At 68.9% G+C, this 22951-nt stretch carries 17 protein-coding genes; 8 read left to right on the forward strand and 9 right to left on the reverse strand.

What is annotated here, in order from left to right; genetic code table 11:
* Nucleotides 1-2: 2 nt before the first annotated feature.
* From BLW48_RS02485 to BLW48_RS02510, 6 genes are read right to left on the reverse strand one after another with little or no spacing between them, the layout of a single operon-like run.
* The gene (locus BLW48_RS02485; protein ID WP_093172435.1) at nucleotides 3-989 is read right to left on the reverse strand and encodes an ABC transporter ATP-binding protein; all 987 of its coding nucleotides are present in this window, start codon (nucleotides 987-989) and stop codon (nucleotides 3-5) included.
* Nucleotides 986-2023 carry an ABC transporter ATP-binding protein gene (locus BLW48_RS02490; RefSeq protein WP_093048739.1) on the reverse strand — a complete coding sequence of 346 codons (1038 nt, stop codon included), beginning with the start codon at nucleotides 2021-2023 and terminating at the stop codon, nucleotides 986-988. Before BLW48_RS02490 ends, BLW48_RS02485 begins: the two co-directional genes overlap by 4 nt.
* Nucleotides 2023-2862: an ABC transporter permease gene (locus tag BLW48_RS02495; RefSeq protein WP_093048736.1), complete on the reverse strand. Its 840-nt coding sequence runs from the start codon at nucleotides 2860-2862 to the stop codon at nucleotides 2023-2025. The genes BLW48_RS02490 and BLW48_RS02495 overlap by 1 nt, the downstream gene beginning before the upstream one ends.
* A gap of 3 nt (nucleotides 2863-2865) precedes the next feature.
* Nucleotides 2866-3807 carry an ABC transporter permease gene (locus BLW48_RS02500; RefSeq protein WP_093050319.1) on the reverse strand — a complete coding sequence of 314 codons (942 nt, stop codon included), beginning with the start codon at nucleotides 3805-3807 and terminating at the stop codon, nucleotides 2866-2868.
* 11 nt (nucleotides 3808-3818) lie between these two features.
* Nucleotides 3819-5078, reverse strand: coding sequence for a lactonase family protein (locus BLW48_RS02505; protein ID WP_093075830.1), 1260 nt, complete (start codon nucleotides 5076-5078; stop codon nucleotides 3819-3821).
* A 16-nt stretch (nucleotides 5079-5094) separates the two neighbouring features.
* Nucleotides 5095-6669: an ABC transporter substrate-binding protein gene (locus BLW48_RS02510; RefSeq protein WP_093050316.1), complete on the reverse strand. Its 1575-nt coding sequence runs from the start codon at nucleotides 6667-6669 to the stop codon at nucleotides 5095-5097.
* Between the two features lie 190 nt (nucleotides 6670-6859).
* Between BLW48_RS02510 and BLW48_RS02515 the strand changes: the two genes are divergently transcribed.
* Nucleotides 6860-7249, forward strand: a complete 390-nt coding sequence (locus tag BLW48_RS02515; RefSeq protein ID WP_093048728.1) for a RidA family protein — start codon at nucleotides 6860-6862, stop codon at nucleotides 7247-7249.
* Here BLW48_RS02515 and BLW48_RS02520 read toward each other — a convergent pair whose 3' ends face one another.
* Entirely contained in the window at nucleotides 7250-7864 is a 615-nt protein-coding gene (locus tag BLW48_RS02520) for an ATP-dependent Clp protease proteolytic subunit (RefSeq protein WP_371127339.1), read from the reverse strand.
* Nucleotides 7865-7945: 81 nt separating this feature from the next.
* Here BLW48_RS02520 and BLW48_RS02525 point away from each other — a divergent pair, with 81 nt between their 5' ends.
* Both BLW48_RS02525 and BLW48_RS02530 read left to right on the forward strand, forming a co-directional pair.
* Nucleotides 7946-8719, forward strand: a complete 774-nt coding sequence (locus BLW48_RS02525; protein ID WP_093172439.1) for a sigma-70 family RNA polymerase sigma factor — start codon at nucleotides 7946-7948, stop codon at nucleotides 8717-8719.
* Nucleotides 8720-8755: 36 nt separating this feature from the next.
* Nucleotides 8756-9277 (forward strand): hypothetical protein, encoded by a 522-nt coding sequence (locus BLW48_RS02530; RefSeq protein ID WP_097199940.1) that lies wholly within the window; start codon nucleotides 8756-8758, stop codon nucleotides 9275-9277.
* 4 nt (nucleotides 9278-9281) lie between these two features.
* Here the strand turns inward: BLW48_RS02530 and lolD are convergent, their stop codons facing one another.
* Both lolD and BLW48_RS02540 read right to left on the reverse strand, forming a co-directional pair.
* The gene (lolD, locus tag BLW48_RS02535; RefSeq protein ID WP_093048718.1) at nucleotides 9282-9959 is read right to left on the reverse strand and encodes a lipoprotein-releasing ABC transporter ATP-binding protein LolD; all 678 of its coding nucleotides are present in this window, start codon (nucleotides 9957-9959) and stop codon (nucleotides 9282-9284) included.
* Complete coding sequence (locus BLW48_RS02540) at nucleotides 9952-11208, reverse strand: lipoprotein-releasing ABC transporter permease subunit (RefSeq protein ID WP_093048715.1); 1257 nt, start codon at nucleotides 11206-11208, stop codon at nucleotides 9952-9954. Before BLW48_RS02540 ends, lolD begins: the two co-directional genes overlap by 8 nt.
* 143 nt (nucleotides 11209-11351) lie before the next feature.
* On the opposite strand from BLW48_RS02540, the gene BLW48_RS02545 reads away from it, so the two are divergent.
* From BLW48_RS02545 to BLW48_RS02565, 5 genes are all read left to right on the forward strand, one after another.
* The gene (locus BLW48_RS02545; protein WP_093172443.1) at nucleotides 11352-12314 is read left to right on the forward strand and encodes a hypothetical protein; all 963 of its coding nucleotides are present in this window, start codon (nucleotides 11352-11354) and stop codon (nucleotides 12312-12314) included.
* Nucleotides 12311-14032: a single-stranded-DNA-specific exonuclease RecJ gene (gene recJ / locus BLW48_RS02550; RefSeq protein WP_093172445.1), complete on the forward strand. Its 1722-nt coding sequence runs from the start codon at nucleotides 12311-12313 to the stop codon at nucleotides 14030-14032. The genes BLW48_RS02545 and recJ overlap by 4 nt, the downstream gene beginning before the upstream one ends.
* Nucleotides 14033-14041: 9 nt before the next feature.
* Nucleotides 14042-15199 carry a GGDEF domain-containing protein gene (locus BLW48_RS02555; RefSeq protein WP_093172447.1) on the forward strand — a complete coding sequence of 386 codons (1158 nt, stop codon included), beginning with the start codon at nucleotides 14042-14044 and terminating at the stop codon, nucleotides 15197-15199.
* 111 nt (nucleotides 15200-15310) lie between these two features.
* Complete coding sequence (locus BLW48_RS02560) at nucleotides 15311-19459, forward strand: WGR and DUF4132 domain-containing protein (RefSeq protein ID WP_093172449.1); 4149 nt, start codon at nucleotides 15311-15313, stop codon at nucleotides 19457-19459.
* Nucleotides 19456-22893 carry a DUF4132 domain-containing protein gene (locus BLW48_RS02565; RefSeq protein WP_093172451.1) on the forward strand — a complete coding sequence of 1146 codons (3438 nt, stop codon included), beginning with the start codon at nucleotides 19456-19458 and terminating at the stop codon, nucleotides 22891-22893. Before BLW48_RS02560 ends, BLW48_RS02565 begins: the two co-directional genes overlap by 4 nt.
* Nucleotides 22894-22951 lie beyond the last annotated feature (58 nt).

Here is a 22951-nt window from a genome sequence, read left to right on the forward strand (position 1 = left end):
GGTCATGCGGCAATGTTGGATAGCAGTTCTTTGCGGATGCAGGCGCTGTAGTGTCCTGCCGAAATTTCTTCGAGCGGTGGCACAGTCTGCGCGCAGGCCTCGATGGCATGCGGGCAGCGCGTGCGAAACACGCAGCCCGAGGGTGGCGATATGGGGCTCGGGATGTCGCCCTTCAGCGCAATGCGCTCGGTCGCCACCTCCGGGTCGGGCTTCGGGCTCGCGGCCAGCAGCGCCTGTGTGTAGGGATGCGAGGGCCGCGCGAACAGCTCTTCGGTGGTGGCAACTTCCATCACCTTGCCCAGGTACAGCACCACCACGCGGTCGCACAGGTACTCGACCACGTCGAGGTCGTGCGAGATGAAGAGCATCGTCAGGCCCAGCCGCTCGCGCAGGTCGGCCAGCAGATTGATGACCTGCGACTGAATGGACACGTCGAGCGCCGACAAGGGCTCGTCGGCCACGATGAATTCGGGCTCCACGGCCAGCGCGCGCGCCACGCCGATGCGCTGGCGCTGCCCGCCCGAGAACTCGTGAGGAAAGCGGCTCGCATGCTCGGCGCGCAGGCCCACGGTCTCGAGCAGCTCGGCAATCCGCTTGTCGCGCGCCGCCGCGCCCTTGTGCAAGCCATGGGTGGACAGCGCCTCGCCGAGGATCGCGCTGATGCGCATCTTGGGGTTCAGGCTGGCGTACGGGTCCTGGAAGATGATCTGCAGCTTGCTGCGCAGCTTGCGCATGCGCTCGCCCGACAGCGTGCCGATGTCGTCGCCCCGGTACAGCACTTGCCCGCTGGTGCGTTCGAGCAGGCGCAGCACGGTGCGGCCGATGGTGCTCTTGCCCGAGCCCGATTCGCCCACCAGGCCCAGCGTTTCGCCGGGCTGGATCGCGAACGACACGTCGTCGACCGCGCGCACCGGGCGGTCGCTGCTGCCGAAGTATTTCTTGAGTCCGCGGACTTCGATGAGGGGAGAAGAAGAAGAAACAGCGGTCATGCGACCCTCACGAGTGGTTGCGCCGGCTGCACGCGGATGCAGCGCGCCTGACGGCCGTGGTGCGTTTCGATCAGCGGCGGCATCCCGGCGGTGCAGCCGGCCAGCGCGAGATCGCAGCGCGGCTCGAAGGCGCAGCCCGGCGGCGGTGCCAGCGGGCTCGACACCTGGCCGCGAATGGCGAACAGGCGCTTGGGCTTGGGCTGGCCGGGCAGGCGCGCCTTGCCCGGCAGGCAGGCCAGCAAGCCCTGCGTGTACGGATGCTCGGGCTGCGCGAACAGCGGCCGAACCGGTGCGCTTTCGACCACGCGGCCCGCGTAGAGCACCACCACGTCGTCCGCATGGTGCGCGACCACGCCGAGGTTGTGGGTGATGAAGAGGATGCTCATGCCCGTCTCGGCCTGCAGCCGGCGCATGAGCTCGAGGATCTGCGCCTGGATGGTCACGTCGAGCGCGGTGGTGGGCTCGTCGGCAATCAGCAGCGTCGGGTCGCAGGCCATGGCCAGCGCGATCATCACGCGCTGGCGCATGCCGCCCGAGAGCTGGTGCGGGTACTCGTGAATGCGCTGCGCTGCGGCCGGTATCTCGACCAATTCGAGCATGCGCAGCGCGTGCGCCAGCGCCGCCTTGCGGTCCAGGCCCTTGTGCAGGCGCACGCTTTCCGCGATCTGCTCGCCGATGGTGAACACCGGGTTCAGGCTGGTCATCGGCTCCTGGAAGATCATCGACAGCTGGTTGCCGCGCAGCGAGCGCATCTCGCGTTCGCCGATCTGCAGCAGGTCGAGCGTCTTGCCTTCGCGCGTCACGAACGAGGCGCTGCCGCTGACCTGCGCGTTCGCGGTCTTGGGCAGCAGGCGCATCAGCGTGAGGCTGGTGACCGACTTGCCCGAACCCGATTCGCCGACCAGCGCGGTCGTCTTGCCGGGCTGGATGGAAAAGCTCACGTCGGCCACCGAACGCACGAGGCCGTCTTCGGTGGGGAAGCTGGTGCTCAGGTTGCTGACCGTGAGACGTGGTGTTTGATTGGCGTTCGTCATCACGATGTCTTCTTGAGCTTCGGGTCGAGCAGGTCGCGCACACCGTCGCCCAGCAGTTGCAGCGACAGCGCCGTGAAGATGATCGCGAGCCCCGGGAACAGCACCACCCAGAAGGCCTGGTGCGCGTACTGCTGGCTGCCCGCGACCATGGTGCCCCAGGTCGGGATCTCGGGCGGCACGCCGACGCCGAGGAACGAGAGGCCCGCCTCCGCCAGGATCGCGTACGCGAAGATGAACGACACCTGCACGAGGATCGGCGACATCAGGTTCGGCAAGATGTGCCGCCACAGGATGCGCGAGGTGCGCACGCCCAGCGCACGCACGGCCTCGACGAACAGCAGCTCACGCACCACCAGCGTCGAGGCCCGCACCACCCGCGCCACGCGCGGCGTGTAGACCAGCACCAGCGCCAGCACGGTGTTCATCAGCGAGGGCCCGAGGATGGCCACCAGCGCGATGGCCAGCAGGATGTCGGGGAAGGACATCATCGCGTCGACCACGCGCATCAGCGGCGCGTCGAGCCGGCGGAAGAAGCCGGCCATCAGGCCCAGCACCGTGCCGGCGATGACCGCGCCCAGCGCCGTAAGCGCAGCGATGGCCAGCGAGTAGCGCGCGCCGTGCACGATGCGCGAATACAGGTCGCGGCCCAGTTCATCGGTGCCGAGCAGATGCTCGGCGCTCGGCGCCTTCAGGCGCTCCAGCACGGCCGTGTCGTTGGGGTCGATGGAGGCGAACAGCGGTGCGCCGATCGCGAGCACCGCGATCACCAGCAGCACCAGGGCGGAAACCATCACGATGCGGCGATGCATCAGCTGACGGAGCATTCGGGGCATACGCATCGCTCAGACCTTCACGCGCGGATCGACCACCGCGTACAGCAGGTCGATCGAGAAATTGATGAGCACATAGATCGCGGCGATCACGAGCAGCGCACCTTGAATGACGGGGTAGTCGCGCCGCAGCACGGCACTGACCACGAGGTTGCCCACGCCGGGCAGGCCGAACACGGTCTCGGTGATGACGGCGCCGCCGATCATCAGAGCCACCGTGAGGCCGATCACCGTGACGATGGGCACCAGCGCGTTGCGCAGCGCGTGCTTGAGCACCACCGTGCTTTCGCTCAGGCCCTTGGAACGCGCGGTGCGCACATAGTCTTCGCCGAGCACGTCGAGCATCGAAGCGCGCGTGAAGCGGATGATGAGCGCGGAGTTCAGCAGGCCCAGCACCGTGGCCGGCAGCACCAGCGAATGCAGCCGCTCGGCCAGCGCCGCATCGGGCGCGCCATAGCCCGACACCGGGAACCAACCGAAGGACACGGCAAAGATCTGGATCAGCACGATGCCGAGCCAGAAGCTCGGGATGCTCGCGCCCAGCATCGCGATGCCGGTGAATAGCTGGTCGACCGCGCGCCCGCGGAACACGGCGGAGACGATGCCGCACGGCACGCCGATCAGCGCCGCGATGGCCACCGCCATCAGCGCGAGCAGCGTGGTGGGTTCGGAGCGCTCCCACAGCGCCTGCGTCACGGGGCGCTGCAGGAAGATCGAAGTGCCCAGGTTGCCCTGCAGCACCTCGCGCAGCCAATAGCCGAACTGCACAGGCAGCGGCTTGTCGAGGCCGTACTCCTTCTGCACGCGGGCGATGTCGGCCGCGGTGGCCTGGTCGCCCAGCAGCACCGAAACCGGATCGCCCGAGGCCGCGCGCGTGAGCACGAAGACGAGCACCGCCACGATGGCGAGCACGACCAGCATGCCCGCGGCGCGGGAGGCGATGTAGCGGAACATCGATTTCTTCATCACGCGGAAAACTCGATGGCCGCCGCGCTGCCCACTGCAACGTACTGACCGGTGAACTTGATGTCGCCGCCCTGCACGCGGAAGACGGTGACGTTGTCGCCCTGCTTGTTGTGGCACACGTAGAGGAACCTGCCGCTCGGGTCGAGCGTGCAGCTGCGCGGGTAGTTGCCGCGCGACCATTCCTCGCGCACCAGCGTGGGCGCGCCGGTGCGTGCGTCGATCTTGAAGAGCGAGATCGAGTCGTGCAGGCGGTTGAGAGACACGAAGTGCTGGCCGTCCGGCAGCATGCGGATGCCCGATGCGTAGCTGGTGCCCTTGAAGCCCTTGGGCAGCGCCGAGGTTTCGCTCACCAGCGTGAGCACGCCGGTGGCGTTGTCGTAGCGCATGAATGCGATGGTCGATGCCTCTTCATTCACCAGGTAGAGCCACTTGCCGTTCGGGTGGAACACGAAGTGGCGCGCGCCCGAGCTTTCCGACACGGCCACCGTGCTCGGCTGGCTCAGCACGCCGGTGATGCGGTCGAAGCGGTAGGAGATGACGCGGTCCAGTCCGAGGTCGGCCACCAGCACGAAATTGCCCTTCGGGTCGGCGTGCACCATGTGCGCGTGCGGGCCGTCGTGGTCGCTGGTGGCAAAGCCTTCGTACGAGCGCGCGGCTGCCGGCACCACGTCGGCGCCGGGCTTGCAGGGCGTGGATGCGCCGCAGGCCTCGACGTCCTTGTAGACGACTGCGGGGGTGCCGGCATCGGGCGTGCCGTCGGCGCGCAGCGCGATCACGCTGACGTCGCCGCTGGCGTAGTTGGCCGTGAACAGGAAGCGGCCGTCGGGGTGCACGCTGATGTAGGCCGGGTCCTTGCCGCCGCAGGCCGTCTCGGAGACGAACGACAGCGCGCCATCTGCACCGATGCGGAAGGCCGAGACCGAGCCGGCCTCGAACTCGTTGGCCGCATAGAGCATCGGCAGCTTCGGGTGGCGCGCGAGCGACGCGGGGTTGCGCAGCTTCGCGCCCTCGCCCGCACTGGTCACGGCCGGCGGCGCGCCGGGGATGGGCTTGAGCGCACCGGTGGCGCTGTCGAGCACGAACTGGTGCACACCCAGTCCGCGCCCGCCGCGCCACGGCTTGCCGCCGTCGCTGTAGGTGCCGACGTAGGCGTAGACGGGGCCGGAGGTGGCCGCTTGAACGGTGGAGGCCGTGAGGCCGAGGGCTCCGAGGCCGGAGGCCAGTGCGCTGGCTTGCAGAAGTTGGCGACGCGATGGCATGGCTGGTATCCCTGCCTTACTTGATCTTCGCGTTCCAGAAGAACGGCCAGGTCGCGGGCGTGTAGTTGTCCAGCGCCGGGCTCTTGGCCGAGAGGCCGTTGAACTTGCCGACGTTGATGTACGGCACTTCGTCATAGACGACCTGCTGCACCTTGCCCCACAGCGCGCCGCGCTTGGCCGGGTCGCTCTCGACATTGAAGGCCTGCAGCGCCGACTTCTTCGCGGGCGTGTCCCACCAGCCGGGCGCGCCGTCGCCGAGTTGCGGCGGCGAGAGCATCGGCTCGGGGAACTGGCCCGAATGGGTGACGTAGATGTCCCACAGCTTGGCGTCGTTGCGGCGCTGCACCAGCGTGGCCCAGTCGACCACGTTGAGGTCGACCTTGAAGCCGGCGCGCTTGAGCTGCTCGGCCATCAGCAGCGCCATGTTGTAGTGGAAGTCGTACTGGCGGCTGGTGAGCACGCGGATCGGCTCGCCCTTGTAGCCGGCCTTGGCCGCGGCTTCCTTGGCCTTGGCGGCGTTGCGCTGGTTGTACTGGTCGGTGCCGGCCGTCGAATAGAACGGCGAGCCCTTGGGGAAGTGGTTGCCCTCGGCCACGAAGAAGCGCGTGTCGCCGAAGCCGGCCGCGAGCATTTCGCCTTCGCCCAGCGCGGTCTGGATCGCCTGGCGCACCGGCTGGCTGGCGGCCACGCCTTCCTTGGTGTTGAGCACGAGGTACGGGAAGCCGAACGAGGGCGTCATGATCGGCACGGTCTTGCCGCCGGACTTCTCCAGGCGCGGCAGTGCTTCCACCGGCAGCAGGTCGGCAAAGTCGTACTGGCCGGCCAGCGCGCCTTCGACGCGCGTGCTGGCGTTGGGCACGGGCACGAAGCGCAGCTCCTCGATGGCCGCTTCGCGCTTGCCGCCGTAGCCGCTCGCGGGCTCCTTGCGCGCCGTGTACTTGTCGAAGCGCGTGAGCAGCACGAACTGGTCGGGGCGGCGTTCCTTGAACTTGTAGGGGCCGGTGCCGACGAAGTCCTTCAGCGGCGAGGCGATGGAGTCCTTGGCCATGATGGCGGCCATGCCGCTGGGCAGCGCGAGTTGCGAGAGCAGCGGTGCATAGGGTTCCTTCAGCACCACCTCGACCGCCAGCGGGCCCTTGGCCTTGAGGCTGTCGATTTCCTTGCCCACGGCCTTGCCGCGCGGCGACTGTTCCATCCAGCGCTGCAGGCTGGCCACCACATCGTCAGCCGTGAGTTCGCGGCCGTTGTGCAGCATGACGCCCTTGCGCAGGGTGATGGCGTAGGTCTTGCCGTCGGCCGAGATCTTCGGCATGCCTTCGGCCAGCATCGGCACCACGTTCCACTTGGCGTCGAAGGTGTAGAGCGTCTCGTACACGTGCTGCATGATGGTTCCGACCAGGTCGGCAGTCGAGGCCATCGGGTCGAGCGTCTGCGGCTCGGCCACCATCGCCAGCGTGGCGAAGTTGCGCGGGCCCTGGGCCTGGGCGCTCTGGTAGGGCAGCGCGGCGCACAGCATCGCGAGCAGGGAAGCGCCCAGCAGGCTGCGCTTCGACAGCATGGGCAGGCGCTGGACAAGACCGACGTGGGGCATGGGGAACTCCTTCATGGGGCGGGCGAGTTTGTGAAAGAAAATTTCTCTTCGGCCCGGACTTTGAAGCAGTATTCATGCCAAATCATCCGTGTTAACCCTCGATAAAGGGTTTTTATGAAATAGATTTTCAGATTGGATGGATACTCGGCAATCCCCTTCCATCGTTCACTTCAACCCCAGGAGCCCTCCCATGCCTCTCGAATACCTCGGCGCCCCGCCCCTTGCCTCCGACCGCCAGGTTCGCCCCTTCTCCCCGGCCGTGCGCGCCGGCGACTTCGTCTATGTGTCGGGCCAGGTGCCCGCCAACAAGGACGGCGAGATCGTGGTGGGCGGCATCGAGGCGCAGACGCGCCAGGTGATGGAAAACCTCAAGACCGTGCTCGCGCTGGCCGGCGCCACGCTCGACGACGTGTGCAAGAGCACCGTCTGGCTGCAGGACGCGCGCGACTTTGGTGCCTTCAACCGCATCTACATGAGCTACTTCGGTGAAAACAAGCCGGCGCGCTCGACGACCGAGGCGCGGCTGATGGTCGACGCCAAGGTAGAGATCGACGTGGTCGCCTACAAGCCCAAGGCCTGATCAGGCCTGCAGTTCGGTCTTGCGCTGGATGATGCGCGAGACCAATCCATATTCGACGGCCTCCGTGGCCGACAGCCAGCGGTCACGCTCGATGTCGGCCAGCACCACGTCGATGGGCTTGCCGGTCTCGCGCGCGATCTCGTGCGCGATGCGCTGGCGGGCCTTGATGATTTCCTGCGCCTGGATGGCGATGTCGGTCGCCTGCCCGCCCGCGCCGCCGCTGGGCTGGTGGATCAGGAAGCGCGTGTTCGGCAGGCACACGCGGCGCTCGCGCGGCGCCGCCAGGAACAGGTGCGTGGCCGCACTGCCGACCCAGCCGGTGCCGATCATGTTCACCGGCGCGCTGATGAAACGCACGATGTCGTGGATGGCATCGCCCGACTCCAGATGCCCGCCCGGCGAACTCACGAGGATGTCGATGGGCTTGTCGGGGCTGTCGGCGTCAAGTGCGATGAGCCGGCGCGTCACATCGGCGGCCACTGAGTCGCTGATGGTGCCGAAGATCAGCAGCGTGCGCGACTTGAACGCCTTCTCCTCCAGGTAGGAGTTGCGCGGCTCGGCGGTGGCGGCGGGCTTGGTGTCGTCGTCGGATTCCATTGAAAACATGGGCTGCATGGAGAAAGCTCCTGTGGTTGAACTGTCTTGACGAACAAGCCCACAGTTTCGTGACATTGCGCGCTATGGCAAGCTGCGGCGATGCTCGATGAACGCTATCTCTCGCAATTCCCGGCGCTGCGAAGCCGGCTGGTTCGCGCGGCGGCGCGAATGCTGGGTGGCCCGGCGGATGCCGAGGACGTGGTGCAGGAAAGCTACCTGCGCGCGCTCGAGGCTGGCAGCATGCTTGAGCCCGACTCGGTGCAGGCCTGGCTGACGACGGTGATGCAGAACCTTGCCATCGACAAGTTGCGGCGGGAGAACTGGATGCAGCGGTGGCTGCGGGATACCGAAGGGCTTGCGCCCGAGGCACCTTCGGCGGAAGTGGATGCGGCGCAGGCCGAGGAAGCCAATCACGCGTTGCGCCTGCTGGCCGACCGCCTCAATCCGACCGACGGCGCCGCGGTGCTGCTTCGCGAAGTCTTCGAACTGAGCTACAGCGAGATCGCCGAGGCCACCGGAAAGACCGAAGCCAGTTGCCGGCAGCAATTGCATCGCGCCCTCATGCGCTTGCGCAGCGGCGAAGCACCGTCATCGGAGCATGCGCGGGACGAAGCTGAGACGGAGGCGGCGCTTCACCTCTATCGCCAATCGCTGCAGAATCGCAACGCGAAGGTACTGCTCGCCATGCTGCGCCAGCCCAGGACGCGCGCTGTCGTGCGTTCAGCAGCAGCAGGAGCGACAACGGCACCAAATATCGTCTGCCAGGTCACTCACGTTGGCGGGCAGCTTGGCCTCTTGCTGACGCTGGGCAACCAGTTTGTCTGCGTGCTGCCGTTGGGCACGCGGAATGTGCACGAGGAATCGCCGGCCTGACAATCGAGCGAAACGGTCCGGCGGCAAAATCCGGCAATGAACAAAAGCTTGTGGGGGATGACGGGAGCGCTCTTCGGCGGACTCTGGATCGCCGTGTTTTTTGCCGCATTCAGCACATTGGCACTCGTCCGCGAGGCGAAGAAAGAAGATCTCTTGCTCACTTCGGGGCTGTTCATGGGCGTCGAACCCGGAAGAGGACGGGCGCGATCCATCAACTACGCGGTCATCGAATCCGATGGTCGCTCCCAGCGATTCTCCATCCACGCATGCGAACAACAGATCGCCCGAATGGCGAGGGGCACCACGGTTTCCGTACTGCACGATGATTCCAGGCTCTTTGAGCTGACTGCCGATGGCCAGACGCAATGCACCTATGCATCCACTGTCCAGGCCTTGGCACAAGCGCGGAGCAACAACCTGCGCTGGACGCTCTCGGGCGCGACGGGTGGCGCCCTGTTGGTGCTGCTGGCAATCTGGTCACGCTGGCGGACCAGCCGCCACCTGACGCAGCTCCGAGCCGTCATGCAGCGCCGCGAAACCGGTGGCGCAGACCGATAGCGACTTAGCCCGCCAGCCGCCCCGCCACCAACTGCAACACCCGATCGCACCGCTTCGCCAGATCCTGGTCATGCGTGACCATCACGAAAGCCGTGCCATGCCGGTGCGCAAGTTCGAGCATCAGTTCGAACACCGTGTCCGCCGTGCTGCGGTCGAGGTTGCCAGTGGGCTCGTCTGCCAGCACGCAGGCCGGTTTCGTGACCAGTGCGCGCGCAATCGCAACCCGCTGGCGCTCGCCGCCCGACAGCTCGGCCGGCCGGTGATGCAGGCGCTGGCCCAGCCCCACGCTTTCGAGGATCTTCGTGGCCGACTGCGCGGCCGCATGGGGCTCTACGCGCCGGATCTTCAGCGGCATGGCCACGTTGTCGAGCGCGCTGAACTCGGGCAGCAGGTGATGGAACTGGTAGACGAAGCCCAGGTGCTGGTTGCGCAGCCGCCCCTGCTCCGCCGCATCGGCGTGCGCGATGTCCTTGCCCAGCAGTTCGACCTTGCCGGCCGTGGGCTCGTCGAGCCCGCCCATCAAATGCAGCAGCGTGCTCTTGCCGGAGCCCGAGGCGCCGACGATGGCCAGCGTTTCGCCGGCATGCACGTCGAGGTCCACGCCGTGCAGCACGGTCAGGTCGAGCCGGCCTTCGTGGAAACGCTTGGTCAGGCCTCGGGCCTTCAATACAACTTCACTCATAGCGCAGAGCCTCGGCCGGGTTCACGCGGCTGGCGCGCCAGCTCGGGTACAGCGTGGCCAGGAAGGCCAGCACGAGGGAGATGATCGCAATGGGCATGATGTCGCTGCGCTGCGGATCGCTCGGCATCTTGCTGATCAGGTAGATGTCCTTGGGCAGGAAGCTCGCGTGGAACAGCTGCTCCAGGAAGGGCACGATCACGTCGATGTTGTAGGCAATGCCAAGCCCCAGCAGCAGTCCGGCCACGGTGCCGATCACGCCCACCATCGCGCCCTGCACCACGAAGATGCCCATGATGCTGCGCGGCGAGCTGCCCAGCGTGCGCAGGATGGCGATGTCGGCGCGCTTGTCGGTCACGGTCATCACCAGCGTGGAGACGAGGTTGAAGGCCGCCACCGCCACGATCAGCGTGAGGATGATGAACATCATGCGTTTCTCGACCTGCACGGCTGCAAACCATGTCTTGTTCTGGCGCGTCCAGTCGCGAATGAGGAACTCGCCCGGCAGGGTCACGGCCAGCTGGTCGGCCACGTCGCGTGCCTCGTTGAGGTTCTTGAGCTTCAGGCGGATGCCGGTCGGCCCTTCGAGGCGGAACACCTTGGCCGCGTCCTGCTCGTGGACCATGGCCAGCGCCGAATCGTATTCGTAGTGGCCCGAGTCGAAGGTGCCGACCACGGTGAACTGCTTGAGCCGCGGCACCACGCCCGCCGGCGTGACCTGCCCGCCCGGCGCCACCAGCGTGACCTGGTCGCCCGGCTGCACGAAGAGCGAACGCGCCAGTTCCGCGCCGAGCACGATGCCGAACTCGCCCGGCACCAGCTTGTCGAAGGTGCCCTTCGAGGCGATGCCGTTGATGTCGGTGACTTCGGGTTCGAGCTTGGGATCGATGCCGCGCACGATCGTGCCCTTCATGTCCTCGCCACGCGCAATGAGCGCCTGCGTATTGATGAAAGGCGCCGCGCCGACCACTTCGGGGTGCTTGCGCGCCGCGGCCATGATCTGGTCGAGGCTTTGCAGCGCCTGCCCGTCGCGCGAGAAGATCTCGATGTGCGACACCACGCCGAGCATGCGGTCGCGCACCTCCTTCTGGAAGCCGTTCATCACACTGAGCACAATGATCAGCGCCGCCACGCCCAGCGCGATGCCGAGCATCGAGACACCGGAGATGAAGGAGATGAAGCCGTTGCGCCGCGTCGCCCGGCCTGCGCGCGTGTAGCGCCAGCCGAGCTGGAGTTCATAAGGAAGTCGCATCAAATTTCCCGCCGAGCCGCCTCAAGGGAAATTTGCCCGCCCTCGGGGGGCAGCGAATACACAAAGTGAGGAGCGAGGGGGTAGGTCATACGGCGGAATTGTGGCATTCCGGATGACCTTGGGGCTTCCCGGACAATACGGGAATGGCCGAAACCTCCCCACGTCACTTGTTGATCCCCTTTGCCGGCCGCGGTTCCCCGGCATGCCGCGCGGCGCTGCCGACGCTTCGGCTCCCCAATCTCGAAACCCTGCTCCAGCGGCTCACCCTCGCGGACACCGACACGCAGGACGAAAGCACGCGCTCGCCTCCGCATGAACGCGCGCTGGCTCAGGCGCTGGGCATCACGGCCGCCGACGGCTGCATCCCCTGGGGCGCGCTCGACGCGCGGCGACTGGGCATCGCCACGCCCGGCGATACCGAAGGCTGGGGCGTCGTCATGCTGTGCAACTGGCAGGTCGGCATTGACGATGTGGTGCTGGGCGACCCTGCCGCCATCGAGATCGACGCCGACGAATCGACCGCCCTGCTGGAAGCCGCGCGCCCCTTCTTCGAGGAAGACGGCATCGTGCTGCACCCCTCCCCCGTGCCCGGCCGATGGCTGGCGCGCGCGCGCATCTTCGACGGGCTGGCCACCGCCTCCATCGACCGCGTCGTGGGCTACCCGATCTCGCAGTGGTCGCCGCTGGCCGATGCCGCGCGGCCGCTGCGCCGGCTGCAGAACGAAATGCAGATGCTGCTGTACACGCAGCGCGTGAACGACGACCGCGCCGCGCGCGGCGTGCCGCCCATCAATTCGTTCTGGCTCAGCGGCACCGGCGCGCTGAACAAGGAAGCCGCGCCTGCCGCGGCACCGACAGTGAGCGACGCCCTGCGCATCGCCGCCTTGCGCGACGACGGCATGGCCTGGGCCGCAGCCTGGCAAGAGCTCGACGCGGGCCCCGTCGCCGCGCTTCTGGCCGACTACACGCGCGGCGACGCCGTGTCGCTCACGCTGTGCGGCGACCGCACCGCCCAGCGCTACACCGTGCAGCCGCGCGGCCTGGCCGGCTGGGCCAGGAGCCTGTTCGACCGCAAGCGGGCCGCCACCGTGCTGGAGGCGCTATGAAGATCATCGCCAGGGAGATTCCCCCGCGCACCGTCTGGGCGCTGGAGCAGGCCGGCGTGCATCCGCTGCTGGCAAGGCTCTTCGCCGCCCGCGGCGTGCGCGCCAAGGAAGAGCTCGACGACGGCCTCGCACGCCTGCTGCTCCCCGACACGCTGCGCGGCACGCACGAGGCCGCAGTGCTGCTGGCCGACGCCATTGCGCAGGACAAGCGCCTGTGCATCGTCGCCGACTACGACTGCGACGGCGCCACCGCCTGCGCAGTCGGCGTGCGCGGCCTGCGTCTGCTGGGCGCCAGGCACGTGAGCTACCTCGTGCCCGATCGCGTGGTCGACGGCTACGGCCTCACGCCGCCCATCGCCGAGCGCGTGGCCGACAGCGGCGCCGACATGCTGATCACCGTCGACAACGGCATCGCCAGCGTCGAAGGCGTGGCGGCCGCCAAGGTGCGCGGCCTGCAGGTGCTGGTGACCGACCACCACCTGCCCGGCCCCGAGCTGCCCACGGCCGACGTGCTGGTCAACCCGAACCAGCCCGGCTGCGAGTTCGAGAGCAAGAGCATCGCCGGTGTCGGTGTGATGTTCTACGTGCTGCTCGCACTGCGCTCCGAGTTGCGCAAGCGCGGCGTGTACGACACGGCCACGCAGCCCAAGCTCGATGTGCTGCTGCCGCTTGTGGCGCTCGGCACCGTGGCCGACGTGGTGAAGCTCGACGCCAACAACCGCCGGCTGGTGGCGCAGGGCCTGCGCCGCATCCGTGCCGGCACGATGCCCGCCGGCGTGGCGGCGCTCTTCAAGGCCGCGGGCCGCAATGCCTCGACCGCCACAACATTCGACTTCGGCTTTGCACTCGGCCCGCGCATCAACGCCGCCGGCCGGCTGGCCGACATGACGCTGGGCATCGAATGCCTGCTGACCGACGACGCAGGCCGCGCCGAAGAACTTGCGCGCATGCTCGACGGTATCAACCGCGAGCGGCGCGACATCGAGGGCGGCATGCGCGACCAGGCGCTGCTGCTGGCCGAATCGCTGTTCGCCACCGATGGCGAAGGCATCGAAGCCCCGCCGCCTGCCATCAGCGTGTTCGATGCGGGCTTTCATGAAGGCGTGGTGGGCATCGTGGCCTCGCGCATCAAGGACCGCTTTCACCGCCCCACTTTCGTCTTCGCCGCGAGCGGCGCGCCGGGCAAGGAGCAGGAGCTGAAAGGCTCGGGCCGCTCGATTCCCGGCTTCCATCTGCGCGACGCGCTCGACCTCGTGGCCAAGCGCCATCCGGGCGTGCTGCTGCGCTTCGGCGGCCACGCGATGGCGGCCGGCTGCACGGTCGCGCGCGAGCACTTCGAGACTTTCGAAAAAGGCTTCGCGCAGGTGGCCGGCGAATGGCTGGCCGAGGCCGAGCTCACGCGGCAGATCGAGACCGACGGGCCGATAGCTCGCGAGTACATGCGCATCGACCTCGTCGACACGCTGCACCGCGAGGTGTGGGGCCAGGGCTTTGCGCCACCCACCTTCAGCGAAGAGGTGGAAGTGGTGTCGCAGCGGCTGGTGGGCGAGAAGCACCTGTCGCTCAAGCTCAGGCACCAGGGCCAGCCTATCGACGCGATCTGGTTCAGCCACACCGAGCCGCTGCCGCCGAAGGTCAAGCTGGCGTTCCGGCTCGATGCCGATGAATGGCAGGGCGTGCGCAGGCTGCGCTTCCTGGTCGAAGGCGCTGAGTTCTAAGGGGCCTCGATGTTCGACGGCGTGAGCTACGGCCTGCTGGCTGGCCTGACGACCTGCGGCCTGGTGCTGCTGCTGGTGTTCGGCACGAAGATCCACGGCTGGTACGCGTTGAGCTGCGCGTGCGCGCTGGCGGCCTTCTCCGGGTTGAACAGCCTCGCGCCTTCCACGCAATTCGCGCAATGGCCCGCGGCGGCGCTGGTGCTGTGGACGGCCTGCCGGCTGCAGTTCGTGCGACAGTTGCTGCGGCTGGAAGATTTCTCGCCCCGGCTCGACCGGGTCGCGCGGGCAACGCTGGTCATCTTCGCGATCGCCACGCTCTATGCCGCCCTCGAGACGCAGCGCCTGTGGACGCTGCGCATGGTGCAGGCGCTGGCGGTGGCTTCCACCGTGATCCTCGCGGCAGGCGCTGTGAAGGTGCGGCGCCGCCAGCCGTGGCCGGCGGCGCTCTTCCTGGCCGGCGCGGCACTGCTGCTCGGCGGCCTCTCGACCGCGCGGATGTCGGCCTGGATCGGGCCGGCGTGGGCGCCGCCCCAGCCGAACCTGGTGCAGGCCGCAGTGATCGCCGAACTGGTGATCTTCATCTTCGCGCTCGGCATGCGCCTGCGGGGCGATGGCGCTGGCGAGGCACGCGTGCAGCAGAAGGCGGGAGACTCGGGCACCGACGCTCTCACCGGCGCCGCCAGCCGCGCCGGCTTCGAGAGCCGTGCTGAAGAATGGCTGTGCGACGGCCGGCCTTTCTCGCTGATGCTGATCGACCTGAACGGCTTCGAGGCCGTGAACGAGCGGCATGGCCGCGCGGGCGGCGACGCGGTGCTGGCCGCCATCGCCCAGCGCCTGCGCGAGCAGGTGCGCGCCGACGACATGGTCGCCCGGCTCGGCAGCGACGAGTTCGCGATTCTTCTGGTCGGCAGCCCGCCGCGGCAAAAGCTCGCGGAGATGGCCATCCGCATCGAGACCGCAGGCGCCAGGCCGGTGGCCTACGAAGGCCGGCTGCTCGCAGGGGGCGAGCTCAGCATGGGCATTGCCTGCCACCCCGCCGACGGCGACACGCTGGCCGGCCTGCTCGAATCGGCCGGCCGCGCGCTTCAGCATTGCAAGCGGCAGCGCATGGGGCCGGCCTATGCCTTCGCGGGGGAACATGCAGGCGGCGCGGCGGTACGTGAATGATTTCTTCGTAAGCGTTGTCGCGCGGAGCGAAATCTTCTTGCTGCAGGGGGGCCGAGCTTTCACGCAGGCCCTTTATCCTCTGCGGCGAACTCACAGGAGGATGTTTTTTCCATGCGCCGCTTTGAACTCATCGAGGGAACCGCCAGCAAATTCTGGGAAATCGAGCAGGCAGACACCGAGCTCAACATTCGCTGGGGCCGCATCGGCACCGCGGGCCAGAGCCAGACCAAGTCGTTCGACGACGCCACCAAGGCTGCCACCACGCTGACCAAGCTGGTGGCCGAGAAGACCGGCAAGGGTTACTCCGAAGTAGGCGTGGCCGCCAGCGCGGCCATCGGCAAGACCGAGGCGAAGCCGAAGGTGGAGAAGGCAGAGCCAGCGGAAAAGCCCCTTACGCCGACGGCCGTCGCCGCCAGCACCACGGCCGCGGATGCGGCACCCACCGAAGGCATCGACAGCCAGGCCGACCGCGTGTTCGAAACCGTGCGCGCGCAGATCGAAGCCGGCACGCTGACCTCCAGCGACACGCTCTCGGCCGGCACTCTCAAGCGCCAGCACGGCGTGAGCGAGCAAGGCGCGGCGCTTGCCTTCAAGCGCCTCAAGAACGAGGGCCTGCTGTCAGGCTGGGGCACCAGTTGCACGCCAGCCAAGGACGCCCAGGCCATCGCGAAAGCACTGGGCGCCGCAGCGCCAGGCGCATCGCACGCAGTTCCCCCCGCGACCAGCGTCGAAATACCCGCAAGCGCCGACACCCCGCCCTGGCTCGCCGCCGGCACGCCCATACGGCTCTCGCCCGACATGCAGCGCGAAGCCTTCCCGTCGCGCCGCTTTCCGCCAAAGCCCTCCGACGAAGCGGTGAGCGTGGCCGCAGCCTGGCTGCCGGTGCGCCGCAAGCTCGAGCTCAACGTCAACATGACCGGCACTGACGCGGCCCTACGGGCGGCCACGCAGCGCATGGTCGACCGCAGCACGCAGCCCGACCCCGCGGCCGACGCCGAGGCCGACACCGTGCTGCTGGCACTCGCGCTGGGCACCGGGGGCCGCTACAACGTGCACGAGATAGGCAACGTGCTGGTGAACTACCTCGTGAAGCAGTACGGGCTGCCAGCCACCGTCGACATGGCGCTGGCCGCGCAGCAGATCGATGTGCAGACCGCCTACGACCGCGCAACCCAGAAGCACCAGAGCAGCTTCGGCACCGCCGTCGCCCGCCAGATGGGCGACTCTTACTACGGCCCGCTGGGGCAAGGCGAACAGACGCTGCGCGCACACCTGGCGTTGGCCACCCCCGATGTCTGGCAGGACTGCCGCGACCGCATCGAAGCCGGCCTGCCCAAGGTGCACCCCAGCCGTCAGCCCGCGCTGGCAATGCTGCTGCCCGATGCGCCCGAGATCTCGAACACGCTCGTGCACACGCTCGCGGCCGACAAGACCACGCCCGAAACCATGCACTGGCTGCTGCTGACAGCCACCGACCCCGACGCCATCGCGCTGGCCGCGAAGGTCCGCCTGAGCTATTCGACCGGCTTCTGGGGCAGCGGCCCCATGACGAGCACGCTGGTGCAGGAGCGCGGCCTTGACGCGGTGCCGGTGCTGGAGCGCGGCGCCGCCACTGACGAGGCGGGCGATGCGCTGGCTTGCATCGGCACGCCCGAAGCCGTGCAGGCGCTGGCCCGCGTGGCGAGCAATTCGAAGGGTGCGCTGGCGCGGCTGGCGCTGGCCGTCGACCGCTGGCCGATGGCGGCCATTCCCGCGCTGTCGCGGCTGGTCGCGGCGGGAGGGAAAGACGCCAACCTCGTCACGCCCAGCCTCACGCGCCTGCTGCGCGCGCACAGCGCGTCCCTGCCGGCCTTGCGGCCCTGGCTCGATGCCGGCGCGCAGGCGGTGATCGACCGGCAACTGGCGCTGCTGGCCGGCCCCACCGAAGTGGCCGACGCGAGCGAGCTGCCCGGCGTGCTGGCAGCGCCGCCGTGGCTCGCCAAGGTGCAGAAGAAGGCGGCCGGCGCGCTCGTGCTGGAGCCGCTGGCGCTGGCGCCGGTGGAGCAGTGGGGCGAAGGCGAACGCGAGAAGGCGCTGCGCCTGAACTCGTGGCAAACCGGTCGCTACGACGCCGCGCGCAAGAACACGGAGGCACTGCTCGACTCGCTGGGCTTCGACAAGGGCAGGATCAGCCTGGCGCCCTTCGCCAAGACCGCCGCGGCGGCCATCGCGGCCGGCGACGCCGACGGCCTGACCGCCAGCTGGCGCGCGATGGTGGCCGAGCGCAAGAAAGACCGCTACTACTGGTTCACCTTCAATGCAAGCTTCTCGGCGCTGCTGCCGGCGGCAATCGGCGTGCCGTTCTGGAATGCGGTCGCAGGCGAAGCCGAGAGCGACAGCATCGGCATGATCGTGGCCACGCACGGCCTCGCCGTGCTGCCGGGGCTGGTGGCCATGGTGCGCTCCAAGCCCACCGACAACCTCTCGTACGCCCTGAACTACGGCGCCGCCGAACTGGCCATGCCGGCCGCGCGCGCCTTCGCCAAGCTCAAGACGCTGCGCGCCGAAGGCCGCGAATGGCTGCTGAAATATCCAGAGCACGCCGCCGCCGGCCTGATTGCGCCCGCGCTCGGCAAGGCCGGCGAAGCACGTGACTGCGCGGGTTCGGCGCTGCGCCTGCTGCAGGCCAACGGCCACGAAGCGCTGCTGCTCGACGTGGCCGGCCGCTACGGCAAGCCCGAAGTTGTTGAGGCGCTGCGCGCCGTGCTCGACGAAAGCCCGCTCGACCGCTTTCCCACCAGGCGCGCGAAGCTGCCCGAGTTCTGGCAGCCGCGCGGCTGGCGCCGACCCACGCTGAAGAACGGCAAGGCCCTGCCCGACGACGTGCTCGACAACCTCGGCCAGATGCTGACCTTTCCGACCAACGAGGAAATCTACGGCGGCATCGCCGTGGCCAAGGAGGCTTGCGACACCGACTCTCTTGCCGAATTCGCCTGGGACGCCTTCACCGCCTGGCTCGAAGCCGGCGGCCCGAGCAAGGAAGGCTGGGCGCTCACCGCACTCGGCTTCTTCGGCAATGACGACACCGCGCGCAAGCTCACGCCCTTCATCCGCGCCTGGCCCGGCGAGGCCGCGCATGCGCGCGCAGTGACCGGGCTCGACGTGCTCGCCACCATCGGCAGCGACGTCGCGCTGATGCTGCTCAACGGCATTGCGCAGAAGGTCAAGTTCAAGGGCCTGCAGGACAAGGCGCGCGAGAAGATCGATGCCATCGCCGAAGCACGCGGCCTCAGCACCGAGGAACTCGAAGACCGGCTCGCGCCCGACCTCGGCCTCGACGAGCAGGGCACGATGCGGCTCGACTTCGGCCCACGCGCATTCAAGGTCGGCTTCGACGAAACGCTCAAGCCCTACGTGCGCGAGACCGGCGCCGACGGTGTCGACGGCGCGCGCCTGCCCGACCTGCCCAAGCCCAAGAAGACCGACGACGCCGAACTGAGCAAGGAAGCGGTCGAACGCTTCAAGCTGCTGAAGAAGGACGTGCGCACCATCGCCAGCCAGCAGCTGCTGCGCCTCGAAGTGGCAATGTGCGCGCGCCGCCGCTGGACGCCCGAGGTGTTCCGCATGTTCCTGGTCGAGCACCCGCTGGTGCGCCACATCGTGCAGCGGCTGATCTGGGGCGTGTACGCGGTGCAGGGCAGTGCCAGCTACGGCGGCACGCTGCAGGCCTGCTTCCGCGTGGCGGAAGACGGCAGCTACACCACGGCGGAAGATGATCCGTTCGAACTGCCCGAGGGCGAGAACATCCGCATCGGCGTGCCGCATGCGCTGGAGCTGCCAGCCGCCGACGCAGCGGCCTTCGGCCAGGTGTTCGCCGACTACGAACTGCTGCAGCCCTTCGCGCAGATCGGCCGCGACATCTACACGCTGACCGACGAAGAGAAGAAGAGCCTGAAGCTGGAGCGCTGGAAAGACGCCAAAGTGCCCACCGGCCGCGTGCTGGGGCTGGCCAACAAGGGCTGGCGCCGCGGTCAGGCGCAGGACGGCGGCTGCATCTGGTACTTCAGCAAGCCGCTGGGCACGGACCGCGTGATCGAGCTGAGCCTGGACCCCGGCATCATCGTCGGCATGGTGGACGAATACCCCGAGCAGACGCTCGGCCAGGTGCAGGTGGGCAAGCCCTCGGGCTGGGGCGACATGCGCGATGCCGAGGCGCTGCACCAGCTCGATCCGATTTCCGCGAGTGAATTGATCCGCGACATGGAAGGCCTCAGGGCATGAGCGGCGCGCCGGCGCTCCCCCCCGAACTCCAGAATGCCCTGCCGCCCGGCGAACCCGGCGCCAGGCCGCCGCCCAGGCCCGCGGCGCTGCCCACGCTGCGCAAGCGGGTACTCGACAAGGGCGGCGAATACTGGGTCGGCGCGCTGCTGCCCGAGCCCCTGAGCCTGCAGCGACCCGCCACGCGGGCATGGCTCGAAGGCGCGATGGATGCGGCCGACACGCGGCTCCTGGGCCTGATGCTCGCGCGCAGCCGCCAGCAGGCCTACACCGGATACGACGACCTGGGCGACGCGCTGGTGCACTGGCTGGCGCTGCAGCACGGCGTGGGCGCGGCCTTCGACGCGCTGCTGCATGCGGCGCGCTGGCGCAGCGAACGCGGTGGCGTCAGCACGCTGCGGCAGGACCTTCCCCTGGACGACGATGACCACGCGTTCTGGGGCCAGCCTCAAAGCCCACTGTGGCAGCTGCGCGGCCACTGGGTGCTCGCCGACGCGGACACGCACGCCGCGTGCATCGGCCGGATGCGCGAACTGGAGCCGCAACTGCCGCTCATGGCGCGCGCCCGTTTCGCCATCGTGCTGCCCGGGATGAGCGCCGTCGCGCAGGAACTGCTGGCCAACGGCACGCCTGGGCAACTGGAACACTGCGGCCCCTGGCTGCCCTGGGCAGCCGGCCGGCCATTGCCCGAGGTAGCAGGCAATGGCGAGCCGCTGCTCGACCGGCCCGCGCTGCTGGCAGTGCTGCTACGCGCGCACGGCGATGCGCTGCTGCCGATACTGCTGGACCTCGGGTCGCGCCACCAGAACGCCGCCGTGGCCTGGGCGCTGGCCGCCTTCGACACACCCGAGGCTGCCGAAGCGCTGGCCCGCATGGCCGCCGCCGACGCTTCCTGCATCAAGGCACTGGGCTGGGCCGTGGGTGAGCGCCCGGAGCGCGGCTTTCTCGCGCTGGCGCGGGTGCTTGAGGACGGTGGCCTGCCCAAGGCCGGCGCCGCGCGCCTCACGCCGCTGCTCAAGACCCTGGCTGGCTCGCTCGGCGAGCGGCTGTCCGCGCTGCTGCCGGCGCTCTCGCCCGCCGTGCGGCGGCTGATCGGCACGATCCTCGATCAGGCCGGCTCGGCGCCCACGGCGTTCGCCGAACGCGATCGCTGGCCCGCGGTGCTGGCCGCGCCGCCTTGGACGCAACGGTCTGCTGATGAACAAACGCTGGTGCTTGAAGGCCTGCTCATGCTGGACGTACCGCCCGAGGAAGACTGGGGCGACGAGATCCGCGAACACTGGGTCGCGCGGGACCGCCCCTACACCATGGACAAGCCGATGGAGGCCGAGCAAGCCGTCTGCGAGCGGCTGCACGGCTGGACGCCGGACGAGGTCGCCGCGCTGCACACCCGCCCGCAGGATCTACAGCGCTTCATCGCCGACTGGCAGCAGGCTCACGACGGGACGGCACCCGACAGGCGCCAATACGGCAACTACGTGGCGGTGGCGGCCGCATGGTTCCTGCCGCCCGTCACCGGGCTGGCCTTCTGGAACGCCGTCGGCAGCGGCAAGCCCGAGTCGCGCACCGGAGGCTTCGTCGCGCGCTTCGGTCCGGCCGCCCTGCCGGGCCTCCTGCAGGCGCTGGCCAACGACGGCGACGAGCACTTCGTGGCGCGCTTCATCGCCGCGCCACGGATCGCACCCTTCATGGCACAGGCCATCGCGCGCCGGCCGATGCGGCGCGCGAGTGCCCTGCGATGGCTGTCGCGCTTTCCGCAACACGCCGTCGCCGGCCTGCTGCCGGCCGCGCTGGGCACGCCTGGCGAAAAGCGCCAGCAGGCCCGCGCCGCGCTGCGCATCCTGGCGACGCAGGGACATGCCGAGGCCGTGCGCACAGTCGCCCATCGCCATGCCGACACAGCCGTGCCGGCGGCCGTCGAAGCCCTGCTGGCCGAAGACCCTCTGCAGGACTTTCCCTCGCGCATCCACGCGCGCAGCAAGCTGCCGGCCTTCTGGCAGCCCGCCGGCTGGCGCAAGCCGAGGCTGCGCGAAGACGGCCTGGCGCTGCCCGACGAGGCGCTGCATCCACTGGGGCTGATGCTGGGCTTCGCGGCCGATTCACCGCAGGGCTATGCCGGACTGGACGCCGTGCGTGCCGCCTGCGATCCCCAGAGCCTGGCGGACTTCGTCTGGGACGTCTGCGAGTCGTGGGAAGCGGCGGGCGCCAGTGCCCCTGGCAACTGGGCGCTGCGCGCGCTCGGCCTGGTCGGCACCGACGACACGGCACGCCGGCTCGGCGCCCTCGTGCGGCGCTGGAGCGCGCCAGGCTCCGGCGGCACTGCCACGCGCATCGGCTGGGTGCTCGAAACGCTCGCGCGCCTGGGCAGCGACGTCGCGCTGATGCAGCTCGATGCGATCGCGCGCAAGAACCGCATCGCCTCGGTGCGGCAGACCGCCGTCGAGAAGCTCGCGCAGGCCGCCGCCGAGCGCGGCCTGCGCGGCGACGAACTGGAAGACCGGCTCGCGCCCGACCTCGGCCTGGACGAGCGCGGCAGCCTGCTGCTGGACTTCGGCCCCCGCCAATTCCATGTCGGCTTCGACGAGTCGCTGGTGCCCTTCGTGCGCGAGTCGGTCGAAGGCCGGCCCGGCGCGCGGCTGGCCACGGCGCCGCGACCGCGTGCCAGCGACGATGCCGAGCTCGCCGCGGCGGCCGTGGCACGCTTCAAGGCGCTCAAGCAGGACGCCGCCACCGTCGCGGCCCAGCAGCCGCTGCGGCTCGAACGCGCGATGGCCACCGGCCGGAGCTGGCCTGTCGCCGACTTCCGCCGCTTCATCGCCGAGCATCCGCTGATGCGCCATCTGGCTGAGCGACTGGTCTGGGGCCTGGCGGGCGATGGCCGCGACGCGCGCGGCGTGCCGTTGCTGCACGCGTCCTTCCGGGTGAGCGCGGAGGGGGAATGGGTGGATGCCGACGAAGCACCGCTGCCCCTGGACGACGGCAGCGACAACGATGCCGCACGCATCGTCGTCGCCCATCCGCTGCAACTGAGCGCCGCGCAGATCGCGGCCTTCTCGCAGCAATTCTCCGACTACGAGCTGATCCAGCCCTTCGACCAGCTGCATCGCGCCGTGCATGCGCCAAGCGACGAAGAACGCGCGCAGAACGCACTCTCGCGCTGGTCGGGGCGCATCGCGCGGCCCGGTCCGCTGTGGGCGCTGGAGTCGCGCGGCTGGCTGCGCGGACGCGACGGCGGCGGCGGCGCCTACGACTACGCCTGGCGCGCGCTGCCCGGGGGCCGCACGCTTGCACTGCGATTCGGGCCCGGCCTGCACAACGCGGGCGCCGGCGAAGACCAGACGCTGGGCGTTCTGCACTACGGGCATCCCATTGGCGAACTCGATGCCATCGTCTTCAGCGAGGCAGTGCGCGACATCGACGCGCTGGCCGCGCGCTGAGGATCGCGCCACGCAAAGAGCTCTCTGCTATGTTCTCGCCGGACGCGTGCCACCGCAC

This window comes from Variovorax sp. YR266 (genome assembly GCF_900107295.1).
GTDB lineage: Bacteria > Pseudomonadota > Gammaproteobacteria > Burkholderiales > Burkholderiaceae_C > Variovorax.